This window comes from Fodinicola acaciae (assembly GCF_010993745.1).
GTDB classification, from domain to species: domain Bacteria; phylum Actinomycetota; class Actinomycetes; order Mycobacteriales; family HKI-0501; genus Fodinicola; species Fodinicola acaciae.
This window is the reverse complement of record NZ_WOTN01000001.1, coordinates 1,519,365-1,540,968: the sequence shown is the minus strand read 5'-3', so window position 1 is coordinate 1,540,968 and position 21,604 is coordinate 1,519,365. Positions and strand designations below refer to the sequence as shown.

Below are 21,604 nucleotides of genomic sequence, written 5' to 3'. Positions count from 1 at the left end.
CCCGAGCCGCCAGGAGAGCCGATGACCCAACACCATCCCGCACTGTCCGCCGAGGACCCAGAGCTCGCCGCGCTGATCGCGGCCGAGGAGCAGTTGCAGGCCGACACGCTGCGGATGATCCCGTCGGAAAACTACGTGTCCGCCGCCGTGTTGGAGGCGACCGGGACCGTACTCACCAACAAGTATTCGGAAGGCTACGCCGGCAAGCGTTACTACGAGGGCCAGCAGAACATCGACCCGATCGAGACGCTGGCCGCCGACCGCGCGAAAGCGTTGTTCGGTGCCGACCATGCCAACGTGCAGCCCTACTCCGGCTCGCCCGCCAACCTGGCCGTCTACCTGGCCTTCCTGCAGCCGGGGGACACCGTGCTCGGCATGGGACTGCCGGCCGGCGGTCACCTGACGCACGGCTGGAGCGTGTCGGCGACCGGCAAGTGGTTCAAGGCGGCGCATTACGGCGTACGCAAGGACACCGGCCGGATCGACATGGACGAGGTCCGCGACCTGGCCAGGACAGAGCGGCCGAAGCTGATCATCTGCGGTGGCACGGCGATCCCGCGCACCATCGACTTCGCGGCTTTCGGTGAGATCGCGCGCGAGGTCGGCGCGGTGCTGCTGGCCGACGTGGCCCACATCGCCGGCCTGATCGCCGGCGGTGCGCATCCGTCGCCGTTCCCGCACGCCGACGTCGTGTCGACGACGACCCACAAGACGCTGCGTGGTCCGCGTGGCGCGATGCTGATGACCAAGGAGGAGCACGCGAAGGCGATCGACCGCGCGGTGTTCCCCGGCCTGCAGGGTGGTCCGCACAACCACACGACCGCGGCGATCGCGGTGGCGCTGAAGGAGGCGGCCACCGATGACTTCAAGGCGTACGCGCGGCAGATCGTCACCAATGCCAAGGCGCTCGGCGAGGAGCTGGCCAAGCGCGGCTTCGACCTGGTCTCCGGCGGCACCGACAACCACCTGCTGCTGATCGACCTGACCAGCAAGGACATCCCCGGCAAGCCGGCCGCGAAGGCGCTGGACCGGGCTGGCATCGTGGTCAACTACAACACCGTGCCGTTCGACCCGCGTAAGCCCTTCGACCCCTCCGGCATCCGGATCGGCACGCCGTCGCTGACCTCGCGCGGCCTGCCGGCCTCGGAGATGGCCACCGTCGCCGAGTGGATCGACCGCGTGGTCGCCGCCGAGAAGGCCGGCGACGAGGACACCATCGCGAAGGTACGCGCCGAGGTGAAGGCGCTGATGGACGGATATCCGGCTCCGGGCGTCCCGGTCGCATGATTCAGATCCGGGCAGGCGGCCGATGAGGATGCCGGCCGCCTGCCCGGATAATCGTTACGCCGGCCGGCATCCGGCTGGTACGGTCTGCTCCGGACCGTGACATCGCCTGAGGAGGTGAGACCCGTGAACGTTGATCAGTGGGTGCTCTCCCGCCTCGTCACGGTCGGCGACTGACCTAGGGGCCTAGTTGTCGCCGGAGCGCCGCACGGCACTCCGGAAGGTGAAAACAATGGACTCCACACTCGTGGTCAACCGCGTGTCCGCGCGGCAGTGGCACGCCTTGGAAGACGACCTGGTCGTCGGTCGCGGCGATGTCTCACGGCGTCCGGACGGTCGCGTGTTCGTCAGCGTCGATGCCTGGCACCCCGCGGTTTTCGACCAGCTCGCGGCTGTGCTGCTGGCCGAGCTGCCCCGGCCGCTCTACACCGTGGTCGACGAGGACGATGTCGACCTGACCTGCGGCTGGGAACGCGCCGGTTTCGTGGCGCGGCGCCGGGAATGGGAATACGTGCTGGCGACCGATCCGCGGCTGACCGGCCTGGACGTGGCCGTACGACCGCCGGATCTGACGATCGGCGCGGCGCGAGAGCGGCCGGTGCACGCGCTCTATCGCGCGATCCGCGAGGAGGTCGACGCCGCCGTCGGCTGGCAGGAGATGCCGGCCGAGGTGCTGTCGCCGCTGCACGACGTGTCGGCGTACGCGGTGGCGACGCTGGCCGGTCGCGACGTCGGCCTGGTGCGGGTCGCGCCGTTGACCCGCCGGCCGCGCGTCGGCCTGATCGCGGTGCTCGCCGCATACCGTCGTCGCGGCATCGCCCGCGCCATGCTGGCACATGCGCTCGATTCGTTGCACCGCAACGGAATTCAGACGGCGTCGGCCGACATCAACGCCGCCAACCATGCGGCGCTCGCACTGTTCGAGGGGATCGGCGCGCGGCGGGCCGGCAGCAACCTCGAGCTCGTACACCGCTGAGGACTGGAGAGAAATGCCGAAAACCAAGGACGGCATCGACGTCGAGGGGACCGTCGTCGAATGCCTGCGTAACGCCGTTTTCAAGGTGGAGCTGGAAAACGGACACCAGGTGCTCGCGCATCTGAGCGGCCGGGTGCGCAGGAACTACATCAAGATCATGCTGCAGGACCGCGTGCTGGTCGAGCTGAGCCCGTACGACCTGACCCGTGGCCGGATCATCTTCCGCTATCGATCCTGACCTGTGGACGCATCGGTGCGGCTCACGGCATGGTAACTGCCATGGCGAAACTGATCTATTCGATGCTGATGTCGCTCGACGGCTATGTCGAGGACGAAAAAGGTGCCTTCGGCTGGGGTGCGCCGTCGGACGAGGACGTGCATACGTACGTCAACGAGCTGGCGGCGCCGATCGGCACCTACCTCTACGGCCGGCGGATGTACGAGACGATGGTCTACTGGGAGACGGCGGGTTCGCTGCCGGCGGTCCAGGGCGAGTGGGCGCGGTTGTGGCGGGCCACCGACAAGATCGTCTACTCGCGTACGCTCGCCGAGCCGTCCAGCGCGCGTACGCGGATCGAGCGCGACTTCGATCTCGACGGCGTACGCCGGCTGAAAGAGGAGTCCGGGCGCGACATCGCGATCGCCGGTCCGGAGCTCGCCGCGCAGGCGATCGGCCTGGTCGACGAGCTGCACCTGATCAAGTCGCCGGTGGTGGTCGGCGGTGGCAAGCCGTTCTTCCCCGGCGGCGTACGGCTGGATCTCGAGCTGCTGGACGAACGGCGGTTTTCCGGTGGCGTGGTCGCGCTGCGCTATGCGGTCAGCGACGCAGGTCGACGGTGACATGTTCGGCAAACCGGTAGGGCCGGTGGCTGAGCACGCCGCCGAGGTGCCGGCGCAGCCGTGACATCTCGGCGCGTACGGTCACCGTGCGGGACGGGTCGCCGAACAGGTCGCTGGACAGCTCCGACGCGCTGCGGCCGTCGCGGTGCACGGCCAGGATGCGCAGGATTTCCGCGTGCCGATGGGAAAGCCGGTGCGTCCAGCTGCCGCTCTCGCCGCTGACCGTCAGCGTCGCGTAGCGCGGGTTGGCCACGTCGATGACAGCCGTGGTCGCCGGGGCGGATCCGGTCGTCGCCGGCCGGATCAGCCAGCCGCCCGGCAGTGCCTCGAGCTGGCAGGAACCGAAGGCCGGCAGCCAGCCGGCGCCTTCGGCGGCCGGCTCCGGCAGCATGACGCGATCGACCGGCGGCAGGCCGGCGGCCGCGGCGACCCAGCCGTGCGGGTCGGTGACCAACGCCGGTCCGTCGACGCGGGTCAGCGTCGGCGCGGCGACCACGCGGAGGCGTTCGAGGTCGAGCAGGTGGTCGTCGCGCAGTTGTGCCTGCGCGAGCCTTGCGACCGCGTCGACCAGCGCGAGCGTGCTTGGATGCACGGTGCGCGCCGGACCGGACAGGTCGACGATGCCGAGCAGCCGGCCGTCGCGCGGATCGTGGATCGGCGCCGCCGAACACGTCCAGGTGTGGTGCGTACGGACGAAATGCTCGGCGGAATAGACCTGCAGCGGCCGCTTGGTCACCAACGCTGTGCCGATCGCGTTCGTACCAACGGTTTCCTCGGACCAGCACGCACCCTCGACGAAGCCGAGGTCGTCGGCGGTGATGCGTACGCGCGCGCTGCCCTCGCGCCACAGCAGGCGGCCGTCGGCGTCGACAACCACCATGATCGTGGCCGTGTCGTCGGCGACGCTGGTCAGGCCGTCGCGCAGGACCGGGAGGACGCGCGCGAGCGGTGACCGGCGCCGGCGGTGGTCGATCTCGTCGCCGGCCAGCGGCACCGGATCGCGGCCGCGGTCGGGGTTGAGCCGCTGGCCGAGCATCCGCTGCCACGACTGGCCGATCACCGAGCGTACGGCCAGCTGGCCGCCTTCCATCGCCTGCGCGTGCGCGCGAGCGAGCAGCCGGGCGTGCCGGCGCGGGTCGGCCCCGGCCGGCAGCGCGGGCTCCAGCTGCCGCGGCATCACCTCATCCTGCGCCTTCGCCGCGGCCGGCGAAACCCGCTGGGCCGGCAGTTTCCGCAGCACGTTCCACGTGTGGAAGTCGGTCACCGAGGTGAAGGCCAGTTTGACCGGCCGATGTCCTTTTGGTGTGGAGATCTCCAACTTCACGACCGCGTTGCTGTCGACCACGTTGCCTGGCCTTCGCGATGGTCAGGGGATGGCGTCGCGTACGGCGGCGGGGTTTTCCATGTGGACCATGTGGCCGGCGCCGTCGATCCGCCGCAATGTCACCGATTCCGGCAAGGCGGCGGCGTTGCCGATCGGCACGACCCGGTCCTCGACGCCCCACACCACGCTCACCGGCTTGGTCAGGGCAGCCAGCTCCCCGGACACGTCGATGCCATCCGACAATGTGCGCAACAGCGCGTCCAGAGCCGCGGACACGCCGTCCAATCGCTTGTATTTCAGCAAATCATCGGCGAGTTGCCGGTTGACCAGCTTCTCGTCGGCGAACAGCGCGGCAAGGTGCGGCTTGAGCTCGCGGCGCGTCGACGCCGAGGCGAAGCCGCGCAGGTAGTCGGCGTTGATGTCCGGACCGATGCCGGCCGGCGCCACCAGGGTGAGGCCGGAGACCACCGGCGAGGCGGCGGCGCGTACGGCGACGGCTCCGCCGAGTGAGTGGCCCACCAGGTGGGCGCTGGAAATGTCCATGGCGGCAAGGAAACCGAGCAGCGCCGACGACAGCAGGTCCAGCGATCCGTCGCCGACGTCCTTCGCCGAGGCGCCGTGGCCCGGCAGATCCAGCGCGTACGTGGTGAACCGCGACGACAGCGGCTCCTGTACGAACAGCCACGAGTTCTTGTCGCCGCCATAGCCGTGTACGAGGACGAGCACATCGTCGCCGTCGCCGAGTTTCGCGTACGACAGCGCGCGCCCGTCGACTGTGACGGTCGCGATCTCCGGACCGCTGGCCTCCTCGACGGCACCACTCGCGTTGTCGGCGCGTGCTTTTTCGACGGCCGCGTCGATGTCGCCGTCGGACACGTCGGAGCCGGCCACCACCGCGATGGTGCCGCCGACCGGTGCCTGCTCGCCGGGACCGGTGACGATGCGCCGCAGTACGCCGGAAAAATCGGCCTCCAGCGTGCCGACGATCTTGTCGGTGTCGATCTCGACCAGGTCCTGGCCCTTGCTGATCTCGTCGCCTTCCTCCACGAGCCATTCGGTGACCGTGCCGGTGGTCATCGACAGCCCCCATTTCGGCATGACGACAGCCTGGATCCCCATCAGCGCTTCCACTCCACGACGTGCTTGACCGCGTTGACGATTTTCTGTGCGTCCGGAATGTAAAGATCCTCCAGCACGTCGCTGAACGGCACCGGCGTGTGTGGCGCGGTCACCATCTCGATCGGCGCCTTCAGGTCGGCGAATGCCTGCTGTGCCACCAAAGCCGACACGTCGGTGGCCAGGTTGCAGCGTGGCGGAGCCTCGTCCACGACGACCAGTCTGCCGGTGTTTTCCACGCTTTCCAGGATGCTGTCGGTGTCCAACGGGCTGGCCGTGCGCGGGTCGATGACCTCGGCCTCCACGCCGGACGACGCGAGCTCGGTGGCGGCCTGCAACGCCGTGTCGACCATGCGCCCAAAGGCGACGATGGTGACGTCCGAGCCATCGCGCGCGATGTTGGCCTCACCAAAGGGAATCGTGTAGCTCTCCTCCGGCACCTCGCCGGACATGTCGTAAAGCGCCTTGTGTTCGCAGAAAATCACCGGGTCGTCGTCGCGGATCGCCTGCAACAGCAGCCCTTTCGCCTCGTACGGGTTGGACGGCAGCACGACCTTGAGGCCGGGGATGTGCGTGAAGACCGGATAAAGTGCCTGCGAGTGCTGCGCGGCGGCGCGCAGGCCAGCGCCGTACATGGTGCGTACGACCACCGGCGTGACCGCCTTGCCGCCGAACATGTAGCGGAATTTGGCCGCCTGGTTGAAGATCTGGTCGAAGCAGACCCCCATGAAGTCGATGAACATCAGCTCGGCGACCGGCCGCAGGCCACGCGTCGCGGCGCCGATGGCCGCGCCGATGAAGGCCGACTCGGAGATCGGCGTGTCCAACACCCGGCCCGGGAAGCGGTGGTAAAGGCCTTTGGTGACACCGAGAACGCCGCCCCAGGCGTCCATCTCGCCGGGCGATCCCTCGCCGCCGGCGTTGTCCTCACCCATCACGATGACCGAGTCGTCGCGCTCCATCTCCTGCGTGAGCGCCTCGTTGATGGCCTCGCGGTAGCTGATCGTACGCGCCATGGCTGTTCGCTCCTCAGTACGAGACGTAGACGTCGGTCTGCAGGTCGGATTCGGTCGGTTTCGGCGCGGATTTCGCCGCCACCACGGCGTCCTCGATCAGCGCGGCCACCTCGGAGTCGACCGCGTCGAGGTCGTCGCCGGCGACCTGGCCGGTTTCGGTGACGCGGGCGCGGAACCGCTTGAGACAGTCCAGCGTCTCCCTGGCCTTGGCCACCTCGTCGGCGCGGTAGGTCTGCTGGTCGCCCTCGAAATGGCCGTAATATCTGGTGAACTTCACCTCGAGCAGCGTCGGGCCGCCACCGGCGCGGGCACGTGCGACCGCTTCGCCGGCCGCCTCGTGTACGGCGAAGAAGTCGAAGCCGTCCACGATCACGCCAGGCATGCCGAAACCGGCGGCACGGTCGGCGATGTTGTCCGAGGCGACCGACCAGGTGCTCGACGTGGTCTCGGCATAGCCGTTGTTTTCCGCGACGAAAACCGCCGGCAGGTTCCAGACCGCGGCCAGGTTGAGCGCCTCCAGCGTGGTGCCCTGGTTGCTCGCGCCGTCGCCGAAAAACGCGACGCCGACGCCGCCGGTCTGCTGGATTTTCGCGGCCAGCGCGGTGCCGCAGATCAGCGGCGGACCGCCGCCGACGATGCCGTTGGCGCCGAGCATGCCCTTGCTGAGGTCGGCGATGTGCATCGAGCCGCCTTTGCCGCGACAGGAACCCGTTTGTTTGCCGTAGATCTCGGCCATCATTTCCTTCACATCGACGCCCTTGGCGATGCAGTGGCCGTGCCCGCGGTGCGTGCTGGCGATCGAGTCGCGCGCGTCCAGATGCGTGCAGACGCCGGTGGCGGACGCCTCCTCGCCGGCGTAGAGGTGCACGAAACCCGGGATCTCGCCGGTCGCGAACTCGGCGTGTACGCGGTCCTCGAACTCGCGGATCGTCCGCATCGTCCGATACGCCTGGAGCAGCGCGGTGGCGTCCAGTTCGGTGGTGGTTGGCAGGGTGTCGGTCATCCGGTGCCTCCCTGGGCATGGTGGAGGAGTCCCCGTGCGGCGGCGGCGTGCATCACCGCGCCGATGTCGATGCAGCGCGGACCGTCCGCACGCAGCCGTACGGTCGGCCGCGGACCGCTCGGTCCGAACTCGATCTCACGTTCGCCGTCGAGCGCGATCACGCCGGACTCGGCCGCGACCGTACGCACCGAGCCGGCCGGCAACACCCCGAAGGTGCGTACGCCGACCGGCACGACCAGGCCAGGCGCGATCGGTGCGTAGACGACCGGTTTTCCGTCCGGCGCAAGCGAAAGCTCGACGCCGTCGGGGGAGGAGCGCGAGCTCGGACACAGCTGTCCCGGAATGCTGGACAGGCCGATCGCGTCCGGCTCGGCGAAACAGCAATAGAGCTCGGTCAACGCGGTGGTGTCCCACAACGCGCGTGCGCCGACGTGTCGTGCCGTCGACACGCATACGTCGACGAGCGCGACCTCCGCACGCGATCCACACACGACCTCGAGGACGCCGGCGCGGTGCGTGGCGAGGTCGGCGTCGACCAGGCCGGTCGCCAGCAGGCCGACCGCGAGCCCGGCGACAGTCGCCTCCCGCAGCTGCGGAAACGCGTTGTTGGTGCCGGTCGACAGCGGCATCAACGGCACGTCAGCGCAGGCCGCGGCCGCGACGCGCGCCGTACCGTCGCCGCCGAGGCAGACGATCGCTCGCGCGCCGGCGGCGACCATCCGCGTCACGGCCAAGGTCGTGTCGGTGGCGGTCTGTGTGATCGGATCCTGGTCGAGAAAGTCCACATCCGGCCACGGCGGTCCGGTGTGCGTGCGTACGGCCCGATAGACGGCCGCGGAGATGCCACCGAGGTCGGTCGACATGAGGACGCGGTCGACGCCGAGCAGGCCGAAGCCGGTGAGCATCCGCTGCACCATGTTGGCCTTTTCGGCGGTGGGGAAGACCGACGCGCTGGCCACCAGCCGGCGGATGTCCCGGCCGGACATCGGGTTGGCGACGATGCCGACGATCGCGTCTGTCACCGGTCCCTCCTTCGACAGGAGACCTGCGTCACTATGAACCCGCGACCGCCTGCGGCGAAAGGGTTGCAATGGGTTGCAGCGGGCCGTGCAATGGAGGCATGACGGTGACCGTGACGTTCGCCGGCTCCGGCGACGCCTTCGGCAGCGGCGGCCGGTTGCAGTCCTGCATCCACGTACGCCGCGAGTCCGGTGCCGTCTTCCTGCTCGACTGCGGCGCGACCTCGCTGGTGGCATTGAAGCGGCTCGGCCTGGATCCCGGCGAGATCCGCACGGTCTTCCTGTCACATCTGCACGCCGACCACTTCGGCGGCCTGCCGTTCCTCGTCCTGGACGGCCAGTTTTCCGGCCGCAGCAACGATTTGCTGGTCAGTGGACCGGTCGGACTCCAGGAGCGGATCATCGCCGCGATGGAGGTCGGCTATCCGGGATCCTCAGCGGTGCGACGGAAGTTTCGGACGCGTACGGTCGAGCTGACCGAGCAGAGCACCGGCATCGACCTGCCACGGATGATCGACGGCGTGTGCGTACGTGCGTGGCTCGCCGACCATCCCAGCGGCGCGTCGGCTTTCGTGCTGCGGCTGGAGTTCGACGACGTGGTCATCGCCTACACCGGCGACACCGCGTGGACCGACGGCATCATCGAGGCGGCCGCCGGTGCGGACCTGCTGATCGCCGAGTGCTACTACCGCGAGAAGAGCATCCCGTATCACCTGACGCTGAAGGCGCTCACCGACCACGCCGCGAAGCTGAGCTGCGAACGGGTCGTGCTCACGCACATGTCGGCCGACGTGCTCGGCCATGAGATGCCGTACGAGGCCGCCCACGACGGCCTCGTGGTGACTCTTTAGCCGACCACCTGATAGCGGACGGTGGCCACACCGGCGCTGGTGGAGGCGATCCGCTTGAACGCGGCGGTGGTCAGGTCGAGGCAACGGCCGGAGACGTACGGGCCGCGGTCGTTGATGCGTACGGTCACCGTCTTGTTGTTCTTGACGTTGGTGACCTTGACCATGGTGCCGAACTTCAGCGTCTTGTGCGCCGCGGTCATCGCGCTCGGGTCGAACGGCTCGCCGGAGGCGGTGCTCTGGCCCTCGCCGTAGAAGGAGGCCTTGCAGGTGCCGCCCGTGGTGACCGGTGAGCCGCCGCTGCCTCCACCGCCGTTGTCGTCGTTGGAGCCCGACGAGGACTTGGACGGCGACGGGGTCGGCGACGGCCGGGTCCCCATCGACCGCGACGCCTTGTCGCCGGCGTACTGGCGCAGGTCGGCCGGCGGCGTCGCGGACGGTGTCGGCGTCGCGGTGTGCGACGGCGTCACGATCTGCACCTTGTTGGGCGGCCCGGCGGTTGTCATGGAGTGCACGGCGGCGACGCCGGCGGTGGCGATCGCGAGCGTGCCCACGGTGACCGCGCCGGCGACGACATAGCGCGTACGCAGCAGCCGGCGCTTCGGCTCGGGCGGCTCGGTCAGGCTGTATTCGCCGAGGTCAGCAGGCTCCTCGCTGGCAGCCTCCGGCTCGCCCGGCTCCGGCTGCGCCGGGATGGCGTCCATCTCGGCGGTGTGCGACAGATCCTCGTCGCCGGGGTGCTGGCTGCTCTCGAAGCCGCCGTCGTGGCTGCTGCTGTCGTAGCTGCCCTCATGGCTGCTGTGCCGACCGGACAAAACTGGCCTTCCGCAGGGAAACAGGACGGAGCAACGCGGGGTTTCGGCGTTGTCACTGAAGATCACGCGAGATCATACTGGCGTCGATCGGGGTCGCCACCGGCAGCACTGGCGGCTGGCGACCTGGCAAACTCTGGCACGCCACCGGCGCCGATGTTCGCCGTTCCGGTCGATCTGTGAGCCTTCTCGCAGACAACGCCGAAACTGTAACGCCGGCCCGGTAGGCAGGCGATGTCCAGCTACTTTCTATCTCCGCGACGCATGAAGTGTGGTGTTCTGGAGCACCGCGCCGGAATTGTCCGGCACTCGCACTGCCTCGGTCACGGTCGGCGCGATCGACGGGGTGCTGCCGGCGATCAGCCGCATCGCCTCGGCCTCGGTGATGTCCACGACCGGGTGGCCGCCGTGCGGCGTACCGGTCGTCGCGACCAGCGTCACCAGGCCGGCGCGGCGCTGGAAGAACGACCGGTGGACGCGCCAGCCGATGATGCCGTCGACGCCGATCGCCGCGGTCTCGCGGTGCAGGCTGCCCTTCCGGCTGACCAGGTAACGGTCGGTCAACGCGTGGCCGAGGTTGCGATAGCGGTCCCAGGCCAGTACGGCCGCGATCGGCAGCAACACCAGTGACAGCAACAAAACCCACAGCGGCAGGAAGTCGATCCAGACCAGCGCGCCAAGGACCAGGATGATGAGCGCGGTGACGCCGAACGCCCGGGTGAATCGCCGAGTCATCGCGGCGACCGGATGGCGTACGAGCTGGGTCGTGGTCGGATCGGTGGTTTCCTTGAGCACCTTGGCGGCGACTTTGTGGGCCTCGGCCAGTGGTGCCGGTGGCAGCAGCAGGCCGCCGCTGGACCGCTCGGCGCCTTTGCCGCTGTTGCTCAGGCCGGCGGCGACCGCGTTGACGCGACCACCGCGTACCAGCCGCAACGGAAGTGCTTCCTTGATCTCGACGCCGCGCAGCCGGCGCTCCTCGATCGACACCGAGCGGGTGGTCAGCAGCCCGCGGCGGATGTGCAGCGTGCCGGCCTGCTCGCGGGTCAGCCGGAAGTTCCAGTACGCCAGCACGTACGCCACCGTCGAGCAGATGGCGACGACCAGCACCAGCGCCACCAAGATGACCGCGATGGCGACCAGGATTCCCATCTGTTGCAACGAGTTGATGGTGTCCTTGACCGGTCCGTAGTTGACGATCGCGACGCGAACGTCGTTTGCGCTGTGGCCGAAGATACCGGCGGCGGCACCGACCGCGGCCAGGCCGGAGAGTGTGAACGGCGCGAACCGCAGCCATTTCGGGTCGAGCCTGGCCAGCTCGACCTCGGCCGGCTGCGCCGCGACCGGCTTGTCCAAAGTGGACGGTCCGGCGGTCGCACGGTGCAGCAGCTGCGTACGAAGGGCCGCCGCGGCGTCCGTGGTGATCGCGTCGAGCTTCAGTTTTTCGTGCCGCTCATGGTTTTGCTGGCCGGTGCCGATGGTGACCGCGGACAGTTTGAACAGCCGGTGCATCAGGTCCGAGGACATGTCGACCGTACGGATGCGATCGCGCGGCACACCGAGATGGCGGCGGTTGAGCAGGCCGCTGCGCAGCTCGACCTGGTCTGGCCCGATCCGGTAGGTGGTGGTGAACCAGTGCAGGATGCCGGCCGCGATCACCAGCACCACGCCGGCCAGGCTCCAGTATTCGTACGTGTTGTTTTCCGAGAACCGCCCAAAGATGAAGACACCCAGCAGCGGGATCGCGAAACGGGCGAGCTCGCGTACCGGCCGGATCAGCAGCATCCGCGGATCGAGCCGCTGCCAGCCCTCGTCGTTCGCGGCGGTCATGTCGCGTCGCCGCGGGTGGCCTGCGTGGTGGTCGTCAGCTCGTCCACCAGCCGCGCGGCCTCCTGGCTGTCCAGGCCGACGATGCTGACCGGCCCGGCCGAGGACGCGGTGGTGATGGTGACCTTGGCCAGCTTGAACAGCTGCTCCAACGGGCCGCGCGCGGTGTCGACGGTCTGGATGCGGGAGATCGGCGCGACCCGGTATTCCTGGTTGATCCAGCCGGCCTGCGTGTAGACCGCCTCGCCGGTGGCCTGCCAGCGGTGTACGCGGTAACGCCACTGCGGCATCACGATCGAGTGCGCCACGCCGACGACGACGGTCGCCGCGATCGTCGCGTACAGCCAGCTGAGATATCCCTGGCTGACGACCAGTGGGACGACCTGGGCGACAAGCAGGACGAGCCAGCCGATCGCCGCCTTTATGGTCCAGAATCCGATCGCGCGGCGGCTGACCAGATGCTGCGGCGTACGCAGCCGCAGGCCGCTCGCCTCGGCGAGTGTTGCGGTGGTGGGTTCGTTCACCCTGTCACTTTCTCCCAACCTGACCTACCTCGCACGTGTCATGTGTCATGCGACAGTGCCAGCCTGACGTAATGCCTCGAGCCGGTCGCCGAAGCCCAGCTCGGTCAGCACGGCGTCGGTGTCCTGGCCGGCCCGCGGCGGCGCCTGCGGCGTGCCGGCCGGCGTACGGTCGAACCGCGGTGCCGGCGCCGGCTGCGTCACGCCGTTGACCTCGACGAACGTGCCGCGCTCGGCGTTGTGCGGATGGCTCGGTGCCTCGGCCGGCGTCAGGACGGGGGACAGGCAGGCGTCGCTCGCCTTGGCCAGCTCGGCCCACTCGTCGCGGGTCTTGGCCCTGACCGCCGCGGCGATGCGTTCGCGCAGCTCAGGCCACTGGCTCGGGTCCATCCGGTTGGCCACGTCGGCGAAGCCGAGGATGTCGCGCAGCTCGTCGTAGAACTTCGGCTCCAGCGCGCCGATCGCCACGTGCTTGCCGTCGGCCGTCTCGTACGTGTCGTAGAAGGGCGCGCCACCGTCGAGCAGGTTGGTGCCGCGCGGTCCGTTCCACATGCCGACCGCGCGCATGCCGTGCAGGAAGGTGGTGAGCAGAGCCGCGCCGTCGACCATGGCCGCGTCGACCACCTGCCCCTTGCCTGAGCGCTCGCGCTCGTACAAGGCGGCGAGTACGCCGGTCGCCAGCAGCAGGCCGCCGCCGCCGAAGTCACCCACCAGGTTGAGCGGCGGCACCGGCGACTGTCCGGCCCGGCCGATCGGGTCGAGCGCGCCGGCGATCGCGATGTAGTCGATGTCGTGCCCGGCGGTCGGCGCCAGCGGCCCCTCCTGACCCCAGCCGGTCATCCGGCCGTAGATCAGCCGCGGGTTGCGCGCGAGGCACTGCGCCGGTCCGTAGCCGGCTCGCTCGGTCACGCCGGGACGGAAGCCTTCGATGAGCACGTCCGAGCGCTCGACGAGCTTCAGCAGGATCTCGACGCCGTCTGGTTGCTTGGTGTCGAGGGTGATCGACCGGCGGCTGCGCTCGAGCGGGGTCCCCGGACTGCCGGCCGCGCTCGTCCGCTCGACGCGTATGACGTCCGCGCCGAGGTCGGCCAACACGGTCGCCGCGAACGGCGCCGGCGCGAGGCCGGCCAGCTCGATGACGGTCAACCCCTGCAACGGTCCGCTCATCCGCGCCACCCTCCTCAGCCCTCACCAGCATTGTCACCGTACGCGTCGGTAGCCATGACCGGCCCCCCGCGTGTCCGACGACGCAATCGGAATCCGATCGCGTCGTCGGATGCCGCCTGACCTGCGGCGATGCGATCCGGTGCCGCATTCGGACACGCCAGCCGGCGTCCGATCGCCACCTTGTTGACCTGCTTCCGGCCAAGAATGGTCGACAAAGTTGCAATCGGACATTCCGGCCGGAGACCCAGGAGACCGGAGACGCTAGGTGATGCGTTCACCGCGGCGGAGTACGGCGGCCGGCTTGGCCAGGACAGCCGGGTCCTCGCGCGGGTCGGCGTCGAAGGTGACGAGGTCCGCAGGACGGCCGTCGACCAGGGCCGGGCGGTCAAGGAACGTACGTGCGACAACGCTCGCCGACCGGAGAGCGTCCAATGGCGACAGTCCACAGTGGACCAGCCAGCCGACCTCGTCGGCGATCGTGCCGGCCACGTCGGTGCCGGACAGCACCGGCACGCCGAGAGAAACCGCCAGTGGCAACAAAGTGCGGAACAGCTCGATCCGGTCGGCCCGCCGTTTGACCCGCTCGGGCGGCGCGTTCGGCGGCAGGAACAACCCGGCGCACAGCGTCGGCGTCCACGCGCAGCCGCTTGAGGCCATCGCGCGTACGGTGTTCGCGTCGAGGCCATAGCCGTGCTCGACACTGTCGATGCCCGCCGCCACCAGGTCGCCGACGTACGCGGTCGCCGTGTGGGTGGCGACCCGGCCGCCGGCCGCGTGCACCGCGTCGACCATCGTGCGGATGGTGTCGATGTCGTAGGACGGCGTCGCGTCGACGCCTTTCTCCATGCGGTAAGGAAAATCGCCGACCAGCTTGACCCATTGCGCGCCGGCCCGGATCTGCTCGACGGCCGCGGCGGCCAGCGACTCCGCGTCGACCGGCGTGTGCAGCGTGGGAAAATAATGGCCGTCCGAAGCCAAAAACCGGCCGGCAGCGAGTACGCCGGACGACTCGTCGCGGGCCAGCGGCAGCGTCAGCGACGGATCACCTCCGACATCGCGGAGCAGCAACACACCCGAGCGCCGCGACGACTCCAGCACGGCGTCTCGGTGCGTACGGTCACCGAGCACGTAAATATGCTCGTCGCTCTCCTGCAACGTCAGATGCGCGTGCGAGTCGACCAGACCCGGCAACACGAAGCGCCCCGGCAGCGTCTCGGCGCCGTCGACCGGCGTACGCGTCAACGCACCGCCGGAAACCCAGAGCTGGTCAGCTATGCCGTCAGGCAGGACAGTCGTCGGAAGTCGCCACATGGCACAGAATGATCGCAGACCCTCGAGGAGGAAAGCATGGATTTGTCAGGAGCGGGGATCGTCATCACCGGCGCCGCGCGCGGCATCGGAGCGGCCTTGGCGCACCGGTTCGCCGTCGACGGAGCGCGTCTCGTACTGGCGGATCTCGACGCCGACGCGGTCACCGAGACGGCCGACTCGCTCAGGGCCGTCGGCGTCGCGGCGGACGTGTCCACACCTGACGGCAACCAGGAGCTGGTGGCCAAGGCTCGCGAACATCTCGGCGAGATCGACATCTTCTTCGCCAACGCCGGCACGGCGGCGGGCCGCGGTCTCGACACGCCCGACGACGAGTGGCAGACCGCGTGGCAGGTCAACGTCATGGCGCACGTGTACGCGGCGCGTGAGCTGGTGCCGGCCTGGCTGGACCGCGGCCGCGGCCACTTCGTCAGCACCGCGTCGGCCGCCGGCCTGCTGACGATGATCGGCGCCGCGCCGTATTCGGTGACCAAGCACGGCGCGGTTGCCTTCGCGGAGTGGCTGTCGATCACGTACGGGGACCGCGGCATCACCGTGCAGTGCCTGTGTCCGCAGGGCGTACGCACCGCGATGCTGGCGGGCTCAGGTGAGGTCGGCCAAGCCGTACTCGCCGCCGGCGCGATCGAGCCGGAGGAGGTCGCCGACACCGTCGCCGCGGCGCTGGAAACCGGCCAGTTCCTGATCCTGCCGCATCCAGAGGCGAAGGGTTACTACGAATACCGCGCGACCAAGCCGGACGGCTGGCTCGCCGGGATGCGCAAGCTGCAGAAAGCGGCATCGGCTGGAAGCTGACTCACCGGTAAGGTGTCAGCGGGGGTGGTCGCGGTGGATGTCGGTGCGATTGGCCAGGACCTGGCCCGACACTGGCTCGTGTACGCCTCCATGCCGGTCATCGCCGCGATCATCGGCTATGTCACCAAGCGCGTCGCCATCGACATGATGTTCCGGCCGATCGAGTTCGTCGGCATCCCACCGTTTCTCGGCTGGCAGGGGATCGTCCCCAAGAACGCGCGCCGGATGGCCGACATCGCGACCGGCCTGCTGCTCGGCCGGCTGCTCGACCCGCAGGAGGTGGTGAGCCGGCTCGATCCGGAGCGGCTCGCCAAGGAGATGGAGGCGCCGCTCCGCCAGGTCGTCGAGGACGTGGCGACCCACGTGCTCGCGCGTTATCAGCCGAGCATCTGGGAAATGTTGCCGCCGGCCGTGCAGCGGCTCGTACTGTCCAATGTGGAGTCACGTGCGCCGGCCGTCACGCTGAAGCTGATCGAGGAAGTGATGGCCGATGTGGAGAGCTTCGTCGACATCCGCACCATGGCGGTCGAGAACATCACCCGCGACAAGCACCTGCTCAACCGGCTGATCCGGGACATCTCCAAGGCCGAGTTCACCTTCATCGCCCGCTGCGGCCTGGTTTTCGGCCTCATCCTCGGCTTTGTCCAGGTCGTCGTCTGGGCACTGACCAAGGAGCCGTGGATCATGCCGATCTTCGGTCTGGTGGTCGGTGGCGCGACCGACTGGCTGGCGCTGAAGATGATCTTCCATCCGCGCGAGCCGACGCGGTTCCTCGGCCTGGTCACCTGGCAGGGCCTGTTCCACCGCCGCCGCAAGCAGATCGCCGCCGACTACGGCCGCCTCATCGCAGAGGAGGTGCTGACCGCCGACGCGGTCGTCGAGGCGATGCTGACCGGGCCGCGCTCCGACCGGGTTTTCCAGCTCGTACAACACGAGGTGCAGAACATCATCGACGAGCAGACCAGCATCGCGAAGCCGTTCGTGGTGCTCACCGTCGGATCGCGCCGCTATCAGGAGATGAAGGCGAGCGCGGCGCGGCTGGCGATGGCGCGACTGCGTGACGCGGTGATGCCGGCGGCCGGCTATGCCAGCGACGTGCTCGACATCGGCAACACCATCGCCAGCAAGATGCAGCTGCTCAGTCCGATGGAGTTCGAGGAGTTGCTGCGGCCGGCGTTCCGGCAGGACGAGTGGAAGCTGATCACGGTCGGCGCGGTGATCGGCTTCCTGGTCGGCGAGCTGCAGGTGTTCGTGTTGCTCGGCTGAGAGACTGTTGGGGAACTGAGGCACGCGATAGCCGAGCCCAAACGCCGCCTGCCGGCACCGGACAGTCTCTGAGAGCTCTTGACAGCGACGGGCGTACGGCGGAATGTGTGTTACAGCACGTATCGTGTATGCGGAGGCCGTGATGACCCAGCTGCAAGATCGCGAACGCACCGCCAGCCGGCTCCTCGACTCGTCGGCGCGCAACTCCTTCGACCCCGATGTCGACGTCGACTGGAGCTGTGACCTCGATCCGGACCTGCCGTACGCACCGTTCAAGCGCGTGTCGCTCTATGGCACGCCGGTGTGGGACCGGCTGACCCACCGCCAGCGCGTCGAGCTGTCCAAGCACGAGGTCGCCAGCATCGCTGGCGTCGGCCTGTGGTTCGAGGTGATCCTCATGCAGGTGATGGCGCGCTACATCTACGACCGCAACCCGCGCACGCCGCACGCGCAGTACGCGTTGACCGAGATCGGCGATGAGACCCGGCACAGCCTGATGTTCGCCAAGATGACGGCGAAGTTCGGCACGCCGTCATACAAGCCGGCCCGGCTGGTGCACGAGCTCGGCCGGATCTTCACCGTGGTCGCGAGCGGTCCGAGCATGTTCGCCGGCGTGCTGGTCGCCGAGGAGACGCTGGACCGGCTGCAGCGCGAGTCGATGGAGGATCCGGACATCCAGCCGCTGGTGCGGATGGTCAACCGGATCCACGTGGTCGAGGAGGCGCGGCACGTACGCTTCGCGCGCGAGGAGCTGGTGCGCCAGATGGCGCGGCACTCCAAGGTGGGGCTCGCGGTGCACCAGCATCTGACCGCGGTGGTCGCTTTTTACGTGATGGACAGCATCATCCAGCCGTCGGTCTACCGGTCGGTCGGCCTGGATCCGGTGGCCGCACGGAAACAAGCCAAGGCCAACCCGTACTACCTGGAGACGCGCCGCTGGATGGGGGAGAAGATCATGGCCTACCTCGACGAGGTCGGCATGATCAGCGCCCGTGACCGCATCTGGTGGCGCCGCGCCGGTCTCATCTGAGACCCCACGGCAGCTCGTCGACTGGACACGTCGTGCCGGCCGCAGGCAGCCGTCCGCTCGTCAGGTAGGTCAGTTCGTACGCGTCGGCGCACGCACTGCGCGGCCGAAGCAGCGCGGTGTGACCAGGTGCGTCGACGGCCAGCAGCCGCGCGTTTCGCAGCTGTCGTACGGCTTTCACCGCACCGGACAGCGGCGTCGACGGATCGTGCGTCGAGTTGACCACGAGAATCGGCGTCAGCGAACGGTTCCACGGGCCGACGAAGCGGTCGCGGTCGGCCACCGGCCAGGTCGGACAGGGCATCGGATCGAAAACCTGCATCCGGCCAAACGCCGGGATGCGTACGTCCTCGGTCTTGCCGAGCGCCGTGTAGGTCGACAGTTTCCTTGGCGCATCGGCATCTTCGCACTGGACGGTCGGATACGCCTCGGACCCATTGTCCACATAGGACATCGAGGCCGCCGGCGGTTTGCCGTCGTACAACGACTGCAGCAGCGTGCCGAGTTTCGGCCAGTCGGTCATCGGCTCGCTGAGCAGGTTGTAGACGTCTCCGGAGACGGCCGGATAGTCGTACGTGCCGATCGGTTTGCGCTTGACCGAATCCAGCAGCCGCAGCCATTTCGCCGGCAGGTCGCCACCTTTGCTGAACGCGCATTTCGGTCCGGCCTGCGCGCACAGCCGGAAGAACATCGACAGCACTTCCTGTCCGGCATCGGCCACACCTTGCCGCGTACCGATCGACAACGTGCGTCCTTCGTCGCCGTGACCGACGGCGTTGCCGACCATGTCGAGCGTTCCGTCGATGATCATCGCGCGTACGTTGCGGGGGAAGAGGTTGGCATAGGTGGCGCCGACGACGGTGCCGTACGAGAAGCCCTGGAAGGTCAGCTTGTCCTCGCCGACCGCCTGCCGCATGCGATCCAGGTCGCGCGCCACGTTGACGGTGGACATGTGCGCGAGCAGCGGTCCGGCGTGTTCGCCGCAGCGCCGGCTCAGCTCCGCCGCCTGCGCATAGAACCGCTGCTCGGCGGCCGTGCTGAGGTCGGGGAAGTACGGCACCTGGTCGAAGTAGGCGCGCTGCTCGGCCTGGCTGGCGAAGCAGTTCACCGGCGTTGACCTGCCGATTCCGCGTGGATCGAAGCTGACCAGGTCGAAGCGCGCGCGTACGGCCGCGGGGAAGGTGGCGGTGTGAGCGTACTGGCGCAGGCTCTCGTACCCGTCCGCGCCGGGGCCGCCGAAGTTGGTGAACAGCGAGCCGATCCGGTGTGCCGGGTCCGCCGCAGGCAGCCGGATCATCGCGATCGAGATCCGCCGGCCACGGGGCTGGCGATAGTCCATCGGCACGGCCAACCGCGCACACTCGAATCCCGCGAAGTCGCTTCCGCAACTTGTCCAGTCCAACCGTGACGTGGCACTCGCCGCGGTCGGGGTGAGCAGTGCGCCGAGTATGGTGAGAATCGCGAGGCATCGGATGATCACGGGCGCACCGTAGAGCAATGCGCGCGGCCGCGCCAGCATGACTTTTAGTCAACCCGAGCCACGGAGCGTAAGTTTTCTGGTCGAAAATTGTGCAGCATCTCACTGTTTGAAATTCAAAAAGCCGGTTATGGCGGCCTTCCTGAGATGAGACATCCGCCGACCTTTGTTAGCTTCGATGAACATGGCGACGCGAACGGATACCGTGGAACAGGTGTGCATCAGCCGTCCCACCTTGGACGACGGCGGGCAGATGTGGCGTGTGGCAAGGGATTCCCAGGTCCTGGATGTCAACCCGTCGTACGCCTATCTGCTGTGGTGCCGCGATTTCGCCGAGACGTCCGCGGTGGCGCGGCTCGGTGACGACGTTGTTGGCTTCGTCAGTGGATATCTGAGACCGTCCACACCGGAAACCGTTGTGGTGTGGCAGATCGCGGTGGACGAGCAGGCTCGCGGCCGGGGCGTCGCCGGCGCGCTGCTGGACAACCTGGTCGAGCGGCTGGACGGCCGCGCCAACCGGCTGGAGACGACCATCACCGCGGACAACGTTGCCTCGCAGCGAATGTTCGCCGCTCTGGCGCGTCGTCTGGGCTGCACGCTCGACCGGTCGCCGCTGTTCGTCGACGACCTTTTCCCGGACCAGCACGACGCCGAGGACCTGTACCGGATAGGTCCCTGGCAGACCCCGCCGATGAACGGAGCGAAGTGAGCATTTTCCAGACGTTGGAGTCCGAGGTTCGCAGCTATTGCCGTGGCTGGCCGACGGTCTTCGACCGTGCGGTCGGCAGCCACCTCTACGGCGAGGACGGCCGGGAATACCTCGACTTCTTCGCCGGCGCTGGCGCGCTCAACTACGGTCACAACAATCCGGTGCTCAAGGCCGCCCTGGTCGACTACCTGATGCGTGACGGCGTCACGCACGCCCTGGACATGAGTACGGTCGCCAAACGCGACTTCCTGGAGACTTTCCAGGAGCTGATCCTCAAACCGCGCGGCCTGGACTACAAGGTGATGTTTCCCGGTCCGGCCGGCGCGAACGCGGTCGAGGCGGCGCTGAAGCTGGTCCGCAAGATCACCGGCAAGGAAGCGATCATCAACTTCACCAACGCGTTCCACGGCATGACGCTGGGCGCGTTGTCGGTGACCGGAAACTCGATGAAGCGTGGTGGCGCCGGCATTCCGCTGGTGCACGCGACCCCGATGCCGTACGACAACTACTTCGACGGCCAGACGCCGGACTTCCTGTTTTTCGAGAAACTGCTGGAAGACAGCGGCAGCGGTCTGAACGACCCGGCCGCCGTCATCGTCGAGACCGTGCAGGGTGAAGGCGGCATCAACGCCGCGCGGATGGAATGGCTGCGCGGTCTTTCCGAGCTGTGCAAGAGCCACGGCATGCTGCTGATCATCGACGACGTACAGATGGGGTGCGGCCGCACCGGTCCGTTCTTCAGCTTCGAGGACGCCGGCATCACGCCGGACGTCGTGTGCCTGTCGAAATCCATTGGCGGATATGGGCTTCCGCTCGCCCTGACGCTGATCCGGCCGGAGCTGGACGTATGGGAGCCCGGCGAGCACAACGGCACTTTCCGTGGCGTCAACCCGGCATTCGTGACCGCCACCAAGGCGTTGGAAGAATACTGGCAGGACGACAAGCTGGAAAAGGCCACGCTGGCAAAGGGCGAGACGATCGGCCGTACGCTCGAGGAGATCGTCGAAACCTATCCGAGCCTCGGCCTCCAGGCGAAAGGCCGCGGCTTGGCGCGCGGACTGGCGATGGAGACCGGCGACCTGGCCGGCAAGGTGTGCGCGGCCGCCTTCGAACGCGGCCTGCTGATGGAGACCTCCGGCCCGGACGGCGAGGTCGTCAAGCTGATGCCGCCGCTGACCATCGGCGATGATGATCTGGAGGCGGGGCTGCGGCTGGTGTCGCAGTCGGTTGCCGCCGTCGTCGGCTGAGATCCAC

At 68.3% G+C, this 21,604-nt stretch carries 21 protein-coding genes; 10 read left to right on the top strand and 11 right to left on the bottom strand.

The annotated features are described in order from the left end of the window. Window positions 1-21 precede the first annotated feature (21 nt). The 4 genes from GNX95_RS07245 to GNX95_RS07230 all read left to right on the top strand — a co-directional run bounded on the left by GNX95_RS07245 (window position 22) and on the right by GNX95_RS07230 (window position 3,100). Entirely contained in the window at window positions 22-1,287 is a 1,266-nt protein-coding gene (locus tag GNX95_RS07245; RefSeq protein WP_163506342.1) for a serine hydroxymethyltransferase, read from the top strand. Window positions 1,288-1,516: 229 nt separating this feature from the next. Further along, the gene (locus GNX95_RS07240; RefSeq protein WP_163506341.1) at window positions 1,517-2,260 is read left to right on the top strand and encodes a GNAT family N-acetyltransferase; all 744 of its coding nucleotides are present in this window, start codon (window positions 1,517-1,519) and stop codon (window positions 2,258-2,260) included. A gap of 13 nt (window positions 2,261-2,273) precedes the next feature. Next, window positions 2,274-2,498 (top strand): translation initiation factor IF-1, encoded by a 225-nt coding sequence (gene infA, locus GNX95_RS07235; RefSeq protein WP_163506340.1) that lies wholly within the window; start codon window positions 2,274-2,276, stop codon window positions 2,496-2,498. A gap of 41 nt (window positions 2,499-2,539) precedes the next feature. Continuing rightward, on the top strand, window positions 2,540-3,100 hold the full coding sequence (locus GNX95_RS07230) for a dihydrofolate reductase family protein (protein ID WP_163506339.1): 561 nt from the start codon (window positions 2,540-2,542) through the stop codon (window positions 3,098-3,100). Here GNX95_RS07230 and GNX95_RS07225 read toward each other — a convergent pair. Genes GNX95_RS07225 through GNX95_RS07205 form a run of 5 tightly spaced genes read right to left on the bottom strand, consistent with a single transcriptional unit; the run spans window position 3,078 to window position 8,581 of the window. Continuing rightward, on the bottom strand, window positions 3,078-4,445 hold the full coding sequence (locus GNX95_RS07225) for a GAF domain-containing protein (RefSeq protein ID WP_246281529.1): 1,368 nt from the start codon (window positions 4,443-4,445) through the stop codon (window positions 3,078-3,080). The two genes, GNX95_RS07230 and GNX95_RS07225, sit on opposite strands and share 23 nt — an antisense overlap. Before the next feature lie 21 nt (window positions 4,446-4,466). Beyond that, on the bottom strand, window positions 4,467-5,543 hold the full coding sequence (locus tag GNX95_RS07220) for an acetoin dehydrogenase dihydrolipoyllysine-residue acetyltransferase subunit (RefSeq protein ID WP_163506338.1): 1,077 nt from the start codon (window positions 5,541-5,543) through the stop codon (window positions 4,467-4,469). Continuing rightward, a complete protein-coding gene (locus GNX95_RS07215; RefSeq protein ID WP_163506337.1) occupies window positions 5,543-6,556 on the bottom strand; it encodes an alpha-ketoacid dehydrogenase subunit beta in 1,014 nt (337 codons plus the stop codon). The genes GNX95_RS07220 and GNX95_RS07215 overlap by 1 nt, the downstream gene beginning before the upstream one ends. A gap of 13 nt (window positions 6,557-6,569) precedes the next feature. Next, window positions 6,570-7,559: a thiamine pyrophosphate-dependent dehydrogenase E1 component subunit alpha gene (locus tag GNX95_RS07210; protein ID WP_163506336.1), complete on the bottom strand. Its 990-nt coding sequence runs from the start codon at window positions 7,557-7,559 to the stop codon at window positions 6,570-6,572. Beyond that, the gene (locus tag GNX95_RS07205) at window positions 7,556-8,581 is read right to left on the bottom strand and encodes an ATP-NAD kinase family protein (protein ID WP_163506335.1); all 1,026 of its coding nucleotides are present in this window, start codon (window positions 8,579-8,581) and stop codon (window positions 7,556-7,558) included. Before GNX95_RS07205 ends, GNX95_RS07210 begins: the two co-directional genes overlap by 4 nt. 98 nt (window positions 8,582-8,679) lie before the next feature. On the opposite strand from GNX95_RS07205, the gene GNX95_RS07200 reads away from it, so the two are divergent. Then, window positions 8,680-9,429 (top strand): MBL fold metallo-hydrolase, encoded by a 750-nt coding sequence (locus GNX95_RS07200; protein WP_163506334.1) that lies wholly within the window; start codon window positions 8,680-8,682, stop codon window positions 9,427-9,429. Here the strand turns inward: GNX95_RS07200 and GNX95_RS42430 are convergent. The 5 genes from GNX95_RS42430 to GNX95_RS07175 form a co-directional block, all read right to left on the bottom strand. Next, window positions 9,426-10,241, bottom strand: coding sequence for a septal ring lytic transglycosylase RlpA family protein (locus GNX95_RS42430; RefSeq protein ID WP_222853442.1), 816 nt, complete (start codon window positions 10,239-10,241; stop codon window positions 9,426-9,428). The two genes, GNX95_RS07200 and GNX95_RS42430, sit on opposite strands and share 4 nt — an antisense overlap. Before the next feature lie 246 nt (window positions 10,242-10,487). Then, entirely contained in the window at window positions 10,488-12,065 is a 1,578-nt protein-coding gene (locus tag GNX95_RS07190) for a PH domain-containing protein (protein ID WP_163506333.1), read from the bottom strand. After that, the gene (locus GNX95_RS07185; RefSeq protein WP_163506332.1) at window positions 12,062-12,586 is read right to left on the bottom strand and encodes a PH domain-containing protein; all 525 of its coding nucleotides are present in this window, start codon (window positions 12,584-12,586) and stop codon (window positions 12,062-12,064) included. Before GNX95_RS07185 ends, GNX95_RS07190 begins: the two co-directional genes overlap by 4 nt. Window positions 12,587-12,631: 45 nt before the next feature. After that, window positions 12,632-13,750: a CaiB/BaiF CoA transferase family protein gene (locus tag GNX95_RS07180; protein ID WP_163506331.1), complete on the bottom strand. Its 1,119-nt coding sequence runs from the start codon at window positions 13,748-13,750 to the stop codon at window positions 12,632-12,634. 261 nt (window positions 13,751-14,011) lie between these two features. Continuing rightward, window positions 14,012-15,061 carry an amidohydrolase family protein gene (locus tag GNX95_RS07175; RefSeq protein ID WP_163506330.1) on the bottom strand — a complete coding sequence of 350 codons (1,050 nt, stop codon included), beginning with the start codon at window positions 15,059-15,061 and terminating at the stop codon, window positions 14,012-14,014. 36 nt (window positions 15,062-15,097) lie between these two features. Here GNX95_RS07175 and GNX95_RS07170 point away from each other — a divergent pair, with 36 nt between their 5' ends. The 3 genes from GNX95_RS07170 to GNX95_RS07160 all read left to right on the top strand — a co-directional run bounded on the left by GNX95_RS07170 (window position 15,098) and on the right by GNX95_RS07160 (window position 18,167). Continuing rightward, window positions 15,098-15,871, top strand: a complete 774-nt coding sequence (locus GNX95_RS07170) for an SDR family oxidoreductase (protein ID WP_163506329.1) — start codon at window positions 15,098-15,100, stop codon at window positions 15,869-15,871. Between the two features lie 24 nt (window positions 15,872-15,895). Further along, window positions 15,896-17,137 carry a DUF445 domain-containing protein gene (locus GNX95_RS07165; RefSeq protein WP_222853441.1) on the top strand — a complete coding sequence of 414 codons (1,242 nt, stop codon included), beginning with the start codon at window positions 15,896-15,898 and terminating at the stop codon, window positions 17,135-17,137. A gap of 142 nt (window positions 17,138-17,279) precedes the next feature. Beyond that, window positions 17,280-18,167 (top strand): AurF N-oxygenase family protein, encoded by an 888-nt coding sequence (locus GNX95_RS07160; protein ID WP_187369606.1) that lies wholly within the window; start codon window positions 17,280-17,282, stop codon window positions 18,165-18,167. Here GNX95_RS07160 and GNX95_RS07155 read toward each other — a convergent pair. After that, window positions 18,160-19,644, bottom strand: a complete 1,485-nt coding sequence (locus GNX95_RS07155) for an alpha/beta hydrolase (RefSeq protein WP_163506328.1) — start codon at window positions 19,642-19,644, stop codon at window positions 18,160-18,162. The two genes, GNX95_RS07160 and GNX95_RS07155, sit on opposite strands and share 8 nt — an antisense overlap. A gap of 250 nt (window positions 19,645-19,894) precedes the next feature. On the opposite strand from GNX95_RS07155, the gene ectA reads away from it, so the two are divergent. Continuing rightward, complete coding sequence (gene ectA, locus GNX95_RS07150; RefSeq protein ID WP_246281628.1) at window positions 19,895-20,350, top strand: diaminobutyrate acetyltransferase; 456 nt, start codon at window positions 19,895-19,897, stop codon at window positions 20,348-20,350. After that, on the top strand, window positions 20,347-21,597 hold the full coding sequence (ectB, locus tag GNX95_RS07145; RefSeq protein ID WP_163506326.1) for a diaminobutyrate--2-oxoglutarate transaminase: 1,251 nt from the start codon (window positions 20,347-20,349) through the stop codon (window positions 21,595-21,597). The genes ectA and ectB overlap by 4 nt, the downstream gene beginning before the upstream one ends. Window positions 21,598-21,604: the final 7 nt, after the last annotated feature.

Bases quoted from the DNA above. Each gene is read 5' to 3' on its own strand.
- GNX95_RS07175 (WP_163506330.1), bottom strand. From the start codon at position 15,061: ATGTGGCGACTTCCGACGACTGTCCTGCCTGACGGCATAGCTGACCAG.
- GNX95_RS07215 (WP_163506337.1), bottom strand. From the start codon at position 6,556: ATGGCGCGTACGATCAGCTACCGCGAGGCCATCAACGAGGCGCTCACG.
- GNX95_RS07180 (WP_163506331.1), bottom strand. From the start codon at position 13,750: ATGAGCGGACCGTTGCAGGGGTTGACCGTCATCGAGCTGGCCGGCCTC.
- GNX95_RS07240 (WP_163506341.1), top strand. From the start codon at position 1,517: ATGGACTCCACACTCGTGGTCAACCGCGTGTCCGCGCGGCAGTGGCAC.
- GNX95_RS07245 (WP_163506342.1), top strand. From the start codon at position 22: ATGACCCAACACCATCCCGCACTGTCCGCCGAGGACCCAGAGCTCGCC.
- infA (WP_163506340.1), top strand. From the start codon at position 2,274: ATGCCGAAAACCAAGGACGGCATCGACGTCGAGGGGACCGTCGTCGAA.
- GNX95_RS07210 (WP_163506336.1), bottom strand. From the start codon at position 7,559: ATGACCGACACCCTGCCAACCACCACCGAACTGGACGCCACCGCGCTG.
- GNX95_RS07170 (WP_163506329.1), top strand. From the start codon at position 15,098: ATGGATTTGTCAGGAGCGGGGATCGTCATCACCGGCGCCGCGCGCGGC.
- ectA (WP_246281628.1), top strand. From the start codon at position 19,895: ATGTGGCGTGTGGCAAGGGATTCCCAGGTCCTGGATGTCAACCCGTCG.
- GNX95_RS07160 (WP_187369606.1), top strand. From the start codon at position 17,280: ATGACCCAGCTGCAAGATCGCGAACGCACCGCCAGCCGGCTCCTCGAC.
- GNX95_RS07230 (WP_163506339.1), top strand. From the start codon at position 2,540: ATGGCGAAACTGATCTATTCGATGCTGATGTCGCTCGACGGCTATGTC.
- GNX95_RS07220 (WP_163506338.1), bottom strand. From the start codon at position 5,543: ATGGGGATCCAGGCTGTCGTCATGCCGAAATGGGGGCTGTCGATGACC.
- GNX95_RS07200 (WP_163506334.1), top strand. From the start codon at position 8,680: ATGACGGTGACCGTGACGTTCGCCGGCTCCGGCGACGCCTTCGGCAGC.
- GNX95_RS07190 (WP_163506333.1), bottom strand. From the start codon at position 12,065: ATGACCGCCGCGAACGACGAGGGCTGGCAGCGGCTCGATCCGCGGATG.